The sequence below is a fragment of the Pantoea sp. R102 genome (genome assembly GCF_004916815.1).
Lineage (GTDB): Bacteria > Pseudomonadota > Gammaproteobacteria > Enterobacterales > Enterobacteriaceae > Pantoea > Pantoea dispersa.
The window spans coordinates 1-6,491 of the sequence record NZ_SDFT01000277.1 but is presented as its reverse complement, the minus strand read 5'-3'; the positions used below and the strand labels follow the sequence as shown (position 1 = coordinate 6,491).

At 61.1% G+C, this 6,491-nt stretch carries 5 protein-coding genes; 1 reads left to right on the top strand and 4 read right to left on the bottom strand.

Annotated elements, in window-relative coordinates:
• The 4 genes from mutL to nnr form a co-directional block, all read right to left on the bottom strand.
• Nucleotides 1-1,212 (bottom strand): DNA mismatch repair endonuclease MutL (gene mutL, locus ERD80_RS21635; protein ID WP_136548494.1); only part of this gene is annotated, 1,212 nt, incomplete at its 3' end.
• 42 nt (nt 1,213-1,254) lie between these two features.
• On the bottom strand, nt 1,255-2,913 hold the full coding sequence (gene amiB, locus ERD80_RS21630; RefSeq protein ID WP_136548492.1) for an N-acetylmuramoyl-L-alanine amidase AmiB: 1,659 nt from the start codon (nt 2,911-2,913) through the stop codon (nt 1,255-1,257).
• Nucleotides 2,910-3,386: a tRNA (adenosine(37)-N6)-threonylcarbamoyltransferase complex ATPase subunit type 1 TsaE gene (tsaE, locus tag ERD80_RS21625; RefSeq protein WP_059012451.1), complete on the bottom strand. Its 477-nt coding sequence runs from the start codon at nt 3,384-3,386 to the stop codon at nt 2,910-2,912. Before tsaE ends, amiB begins: the two co-directional genes overlap by 4 nt.
• A gap of 3 nt (nt 3,387-3,389) precedes the next feature.
• Nucleotides 3,390-4,907 (bottom strand): bifunctional ADP-dependent NAD(P)H-hydrate dehydratase/NAD(P)H-hydrate epimerase, encoded by a 1,518-nt coding sequence (nnr, locus tag ERD80_RS21620; protein ID WP_072217103.1) that lies wholly within the window; start codon nt 4,905-4,907, stop codon nt 3,390-3,392.
• Between nnr and queG the strand changes: the two genes are divergently transcribed.
• Nucleotides 4,906-6,045, top strand: coding sequence for a tRNA epoxyqueuosine(34) reductase QueG (gene queG / locus ERD80_RS21615; protein ID WP_058775751.1), 1,140 nt, complete (start codon nt 4,906-4,908; stop codon nt 6,043-6,045). The two genes, nnr and queG, sit on opposite strands and share 2 nt — an antisense overlap.
• The last annotated feature ends 446 nt before the right edge of the window (nt 6,046-6,491 follow it).

The window sequence follows — 6,491 nt, the reverse complement described above, 5'->3', positions numbered from 1 at the left end:
TTTTATCAGCTGCTGATAAACCGCCCCTTCACGCGCGCGATAGCCCGGCTCTTTCGGCTGCCACTGGCCGCCCGTGCCGCCGGATGCCGCGCTGCCACCGCTGCGCGCACCGGTTGCCGGCTGGGCAAAGTGATTCGCCCCGGCGGCCTGGCGGTTCTCTGGCTGCCACTGCGGCGGCGGCTCTTCGGCATGGGCCAGCGGCAATTCGGCGCTGCGACTGGCCTGCAGCACGCTCATCACGCCCTGCCAGATAAAGTCATGCACCAGACGCGACTGATGAAAACGCACCTCATGCTTCGCGGGATGCACGTTGACATCCACCTGGTGCGGGTCAATCTCCAGATACAGCACGTAGGCTGGCTGCTGATCTTCACCGAGCTGGGTTTGATAGGCCTGGCGGATGGCGTGATTAATCAGCTTGTCGCGCATCATGCGACCGTTAACGTAGCAGTGCTGCAGGTCGGTAACCTGACGCGACCCCGCCGGATCGGCCACCCAGCCGCGCAGCGCCAGATCGTCGTGCTGCCAGTCAATGCGCAGCGCGTGCTGCATGAAAGGCGTCCCGCAGATGGCACCCAGACGCCGCTCGCGCTGCGCCTCCTGTGTCACGCCGCGATACTGACGCACCAGCTTGCCGTTGTGCGTCAGCGAAATGGCAACGTCGAAACGCGCCAGCGCAATGCGGCGAATCACCTCATCAATATGGGTGAACTCGGTCTTTTCGGTGCGCATGAATTTTCGGCGGGCAGGCGTGTTGTAGAACAGATCGAGCACTTCCAGCGAGGTTCCCACCGGGTGGGCGGCGGGTTTGACCGTCACCGCCATATCGCGCCCTTCGGCATAGGCCTGCCAGGCTTCCTGCTGATCGGCGGTGCGCGACGTTAGCGTCAGGCGCGACACCGAGCTGATACTCGCCAGCGCTTCGCCGCGAAAGCCGAGGCTGACAATCGCCTCCAGATCATCCAGCGAGGCGATCTTGCTGGTGGCGTGGCGGGCCAGCGCCATCGCCAGTTCATCTCGGGCGATGCCGCAGCCGTTGTCGCGGATGCGGATCAGCTTTGCACCGCCTTTCTCAATATCGACCTCAATGCGCGTCGCTCCGGCATCAAGGCTGTTTTCCACCAGCTCTTTTACGACCGAGGCCGGGCGCTCAACCACTTCGCCAGCGGCAATCTGGTTCGCCAGCTGAGGCGGTAAAATCTGTATTGGCATGGTGGTGATCCTTATCAGGTATGGGCTGCGCGCAGCCCCTCATCAGGATTGTGGAATCTTTAAATTTTGCCCCAGCATCACGTTGCTCGACTTCATGTTATTCGCCTGCATGATGGCTTTCGGGCTGACGCCGTACTTCGCGGCAATCGCCGTCAGCGAATCACCGCGCACCACTTTGTGCCGCGCCGGACGGCTGGCCGCGGTGCTGACGCCGGAACCGGCCGGCACTTTCAGCCGCTGGCCGACCCACACCACATCGCGCTTCAGGTTATTCAGCTCGCGCAGCGTCGCCATGCTGACCCCGTATCGCGCGGCGATGCCGGACAGCGTCTCGCCGCGCGTCACGGTATGACGCTGGGTAGCACCGGTGTACTGCACGGTGCCGGTCGCCGGGTTGCTGGCGACGCTAACCGCTGGTGCGCGATCCAGCGGCCGGTTTTCCTCCTTTGGGACCGATTGCAGCGGATGCGCGAGGAAATAGTTACGCAGTCCTTTGTAAATCGACTGGGCAATCTTTTCCTGATACGCGCTGCTGCCTAGCAGCCGCTCCTCCCCGGCGTTACTGATAAAGCCGGTTTCAACCAGTAAAGAAGGGATGTCCGGCGAACGCAGCACGCCGAGGCTGGCATGTTCCGGCAGACGTTTGTGCAACGGCGTTACGCCGCGCAGCTGCTGCAGCACTTTAACCGCCACGTCATAGCCGACGCGCTGTGAATGGCCAAACTGCAGATCCAGCACCGCCTGGCTCAGGTAGGGATCGGCCTGGCTGTTCGCCAGCAGATCGCCCGCGCCGCCCAGCAGCTCAGACTGTTTCTCTTTCTGCTCCAGCCAATTAGCCATTTCGCTGTTGGCGCGACGGTTGGACAGCACCCAAACCGAAGCCCCGGTAGCAGAGTGATTCGGTGCGGCGTCGGCGTGAATCGATACCAGCAGGTTAGCGTTCTCTTTACGCGCCACCTCGGAACGGCCCATCACCGAAATAAAGTAGTCGCCGTTACGCGTCAGCACCGGTTTAAACATCGGGTCCTGATCCATCAGCGCCTTGAGCTTCCGCGCGATGGCGATGGTGACATTCTTTTCATGTAAGCCGTGCTGGCCCGACGCGCCAGGATCCTGACCGCCGTGTCCGGCATCAATCGCCACGATCACCGCATCATTACGGCTGACAGCACCGCCCGGACGTACCGTGGTGTTGCTGCTGGTCACCGCCGTCACCGGATTGGCGTTGAACGGATTGCCCTGGCTGGTTGTGGCGCTGTCGCTCTGGCGCGCACGCGTCACCGGTGCCGCCGCGGTGGTGCGTCTGGCCGGCTGGGTGCCGCTGATGGTGAAGACCACGCGGTACTGATTGCCGTCGCGCTGCGTACTGGCGCGCGTTTTCGCCGCCTGGGTCAGCTCAAACACCAGCCGGATGCTTTGCTTATCCTTCGGCTGGCTATTACGAATCCGTTTAACGATGTTTTCGCCGCTAAAGTTGAGCGGCAGCCCCTGAATACTGCCGCTCTGGCGAATATCCAGCACCACCCGGTTCGGGTTGTGCAGCGGAAAGAAGCCATACACCGGCTGGCCGTTGAAGCTCAGGGTCACCGTCGCCTGGCTGTCGCCGTTATCGACTTTGATATCCGATAGTGTCGCGGCCAGCGCCGACGAGGAGAACAGACACAGCAGGGCGAGCATCATCCCGGTAACGCGTGACATCATGCTGGTTCCCTGCCCTGCTGAAACTGCTGCAGCAGCGTATCGCCCAGCGGCGAATGCGCGCTGATTTCCGCTGCGCGCGCGCTGGCAACGTAGCTTAGCGTCAGTGCCAGATCCGGCTCTGGCAGCACACCCGCGCCCTGCTGCGGCCACTCAACCAGGCACAGCGCGTCGCCGCTGAAGTAGTCACGGATGCCCATAAACTCCAGCTCTTCCGGGTCGGCGAGGCGATAGAGATCGAAATGGTACAGACTGCGGTCGCCCAGCTGATAGGGCTCAACCAGCGTATAGGTTGGACTTTTGACGTTGCCCTGATGGCCAAGCGCCTGCAAAAAGCCGCGGCTGAAGGTGGTTTTACCGGCACCCAGATCGCCATACAGATAGATCACCACCGCGCTGCTGCAAACGCGGGCCAGTTGCGCACCCAGATTCAGGGTTGCCGCCTCATCGGGCAAAGGAATAACACAGGTCTTCATGCTTTATTGTTGGATCATCTCTGGATTAACAAACTGCCACAGCAGTGCGAACAAATCAGTGGCTAACATGCCGCGCGTCCCGCGCTGTCGCGCTACCGCATCCGCCGCGGCACCGTGCGCGACACAGCCCGCACAGGCGGCGTCAAACAGCGTGGCCTGCTGGCCCAACAGGGCGGCGATAATACCGCTCAGCACATCGCCCATACCGCCGGACGCCATGCCTGCATTGCCGACATCCGCAATCGCCATGTCGCCCGTCGCGCTGGCAATTACCGTACCAGCACCTTTCAGCACCACCACGCCGCCGTAGCGGTTTGCCAGGGTCTGCGCGGCGTGTAAGCGGTCACTCTCAATCTCTGCGGTTTTCACCCCGAGCAGGCGTGCTGCCTCGCCGGGATGCGGCGTAATGATGCGATTCTGACGGTTATCTGCATTGATTGCCAGCAGGTTAAGCGCATCAGCATCCCAAAGCATCGGCTTTTCACTCAGTGCCACCTTTTTCAGTGCCTTCTGAGCCCATTCACGCTGGCCAAGACCGGGGCCGATGGCGATGACATCGGCCCACGCCAGCGCGTCGTCCAGCCGCGCGTCGCTCAGGGCATCCACCATCAGCTCCGGTCGTGCGCTGAGAATCGGACCAATATTATCTTCATGCGTTAACACCCGCACAAGCCCGGCACCGCTGCGCAGCGCCGCTTCGCCGGTCATGCGGATCGCGCCGGCCGTGCCGCTGTCGCCACCAACCACCAGCAAACGGCCGTGATCGCCTTTGTGCGAGGTGGCTTTACGCGGCTTCAGCCAGCGCGGTAAATCCGCTGCAGCGTAGCGATGAATCGGCGCCGGCTCGCCAGCCAGAAACGCGTCCAGACCAAGCGTCGCGCAATGCAGCACGCCGACGTGGTCACGCGCTTTGCCGGTGAGCTGACCGGGCTTCAGCGCAATCATACTTAACGTACAGTCCGCCACGACCGCCGCCCCTGGCGTGGTGCCGGTCGCCGCCACCAGCCCGGAAGGGATATCGACGGCAAACACCGGCGCGGCGTGCGCATTGATCTGTTCGATCAGCGACTGATAAGGCGCGGCAGGCGCGCGATTCAGCCCGGTGCCCAGCAGCGCATCAACAATTACGTCGATGTGTTCCGGCCAGGCAGCGTCGGCGGCATGAATCACGCCGCCCGCCGCCAGCCAGCCGTCGCGCGCCTGCTGTGCTTCTTCCGGCAGCGGACGTTCGCTGTCACAGGCCAGCAGCGTCACGCTTAGCCCGGCGGCCTGCGCCAGCCGCGCCACCACGTAGCCATCGCCGCCGTTATTACCGTGGCCGCATAAAATCAGCCAGTGCTGCGCCTGCGGCCACTGCTGGCGAATCCGTTCATAACTGGCCTGCCCGGCGCGCTGCATCAGTTCATACAGCGTCAGGCCCAGGCTATCGGCGGCGTCGCACTCCAGTTGCGGCATGGCCTGCGCAGGCCAGACAGAGTGTGGTAAACTGCGTGCGTTTGCTTCAATTGCCTGGTCTCTCATGTCATACCCTCTCGATCTTCAACAGCTCGCTCAACAGATTAAACAGTGGGGGCGCGAACTCGGCTTTCAGCAGGTGGGTATTTGCGATACCGACCTGAGCGCCGAAGAGCCGAAACTGCAGCAGTGGCTGGAGAAACAGTATCACGGCGAGATGGACTGGATGGCGCGTCACGGCATGATGCGCGCCCGTCCGCATGAACTGCTGCCCGGCACGCTGCGCGTGATCAGCGTACGCATGAACTATCTTCCGGCCAAAGCCGCGTTTGCCAGCACGTTAAAAAACCCGCAGCTGGGTTATGTCAGCCGCTACGCGCTGGGCCGCGATTACCACAAAGTATTGCGCAATCGACTGAAAAAGCTCGGAGAAAAAATCCAGGCCCACTGCGGCGAACTCAATTTTCGTCCGTTTGTCGACTCCGCGCCAATTCTGGAGCGGCCGATTGCCGTCAAAGCCGGACTCGGCTGGACCGGCAAACATTCGCTGGTGCTGAATCGCGAAGCCGGCTCGTGGTTTTTCCTCGGCGAACTGCTGATTGATCTACCGCTGCCGGTGGATGAGCCGCAGCAAGAGCAGTGCGGCCGCTGCGTCGCCTGCATGACCATCTGCCCGACCGGCGCCATCGTCGAACCTTATGTCGTCGATGCGCGCCGCTGCATCTCCTATCTCACCATTGAACTGGAAGGCGCCATTCCCGAAGCGCTGCGTCCGCTGATCGGCAACCGCATTTACGGCTGTGACGACTGCCAGCTGATCTGCCCGTGGAACCGCTATGGTCAGCTGACCGATGAAGAGGATTTTTCGCCGCGCGCGGTGCTGCACGCGCCGCAGCTGGTCGAACTGTTCGGCTGGGATGAAGCCCGTTTTCTGCGCGTCACGGAAGGCTCTGCCATTCGCCGCATCGGCCATCTGCGCTGGCTGCGTAACGTAGCTGTGGCGCTGGGTAATGCGCCCTGGGCACCCGAGAATCTCACGGCATTAGAACAGCGGCGCGGTGAACATCCGCTGCTGGATGAGCACATTGACTGGGCGATCACGCAGCAGCGGCAAAAGCGCGCGGCGCAGGCGGTAGAGGTGCAATCGGCACAGCAGCAGCGGCTGGTGCGCGCCGTCGAGAAAGGGTTACCGCGTGATGCATGATTGAGCAATCGCGCAGGATATTATGCTTTTCCACATGCTGTGAATAAAATTATTTCCCCGAATAGTGACGTGGATCGTTATTTCGTCTAAAAGGGGCATTCACAGTCTGAAATATCATTTACCCAATAAAAAACATAGGGTTAGATAATTACTGTAAACATTTACGTCGGGTTTTGTGCGCAGGGGCTTGTCCAGAGCTTGTGGATAACTCTGTTCAAAACGGTTTTGCAGATAGGGTAAAACGCCGTCAGCACGTTGCGGGCGCATTGTGGATAACCTGTAAGATTACTGCAACAGACGCAGACATCCTGGGCACTCACGCGGCGTGCAAAATTTCCAGATAACAAACGGAACCGCACAGGTAAAACGACTGCAGCAGTTGTATGTCTGATTGTGCCCGGGGGCAAATAACTTTAGTGAATATGAAAATCTGGAGCGGGAAACGA

Excerpts from the sequence above, each read along its gene's own strand:
- amiB (WP_136548492.1), bottom strand. The coding sequence starts at position 2,913 with ATGATGTCACGCGTTACCGGGATGATGCTCGCCCTGCTGTGTCTGTTC.
- tsaE (WP_059012451.1), bottom strand. The coding sequence starts at position 3,386 with ATGAAGACCTGTGTTATTCCTTTGCCCGATGAGGCGGCAACCCTGAAT.
- queG (WP_058775751.1), top strand. The coding sequence starts at position 4,906 with ATGTCATACCCTCTCGATCTTCAACAGCTCGCTCAACAGATTAAACAG.
- nnr (WP_072217103.1), bottom strand. The coding sequence starts at position 4,907 with ATGAGAGACCAGGCAATTGAAGCAAACGCACGCAGTTTACCACACTCT.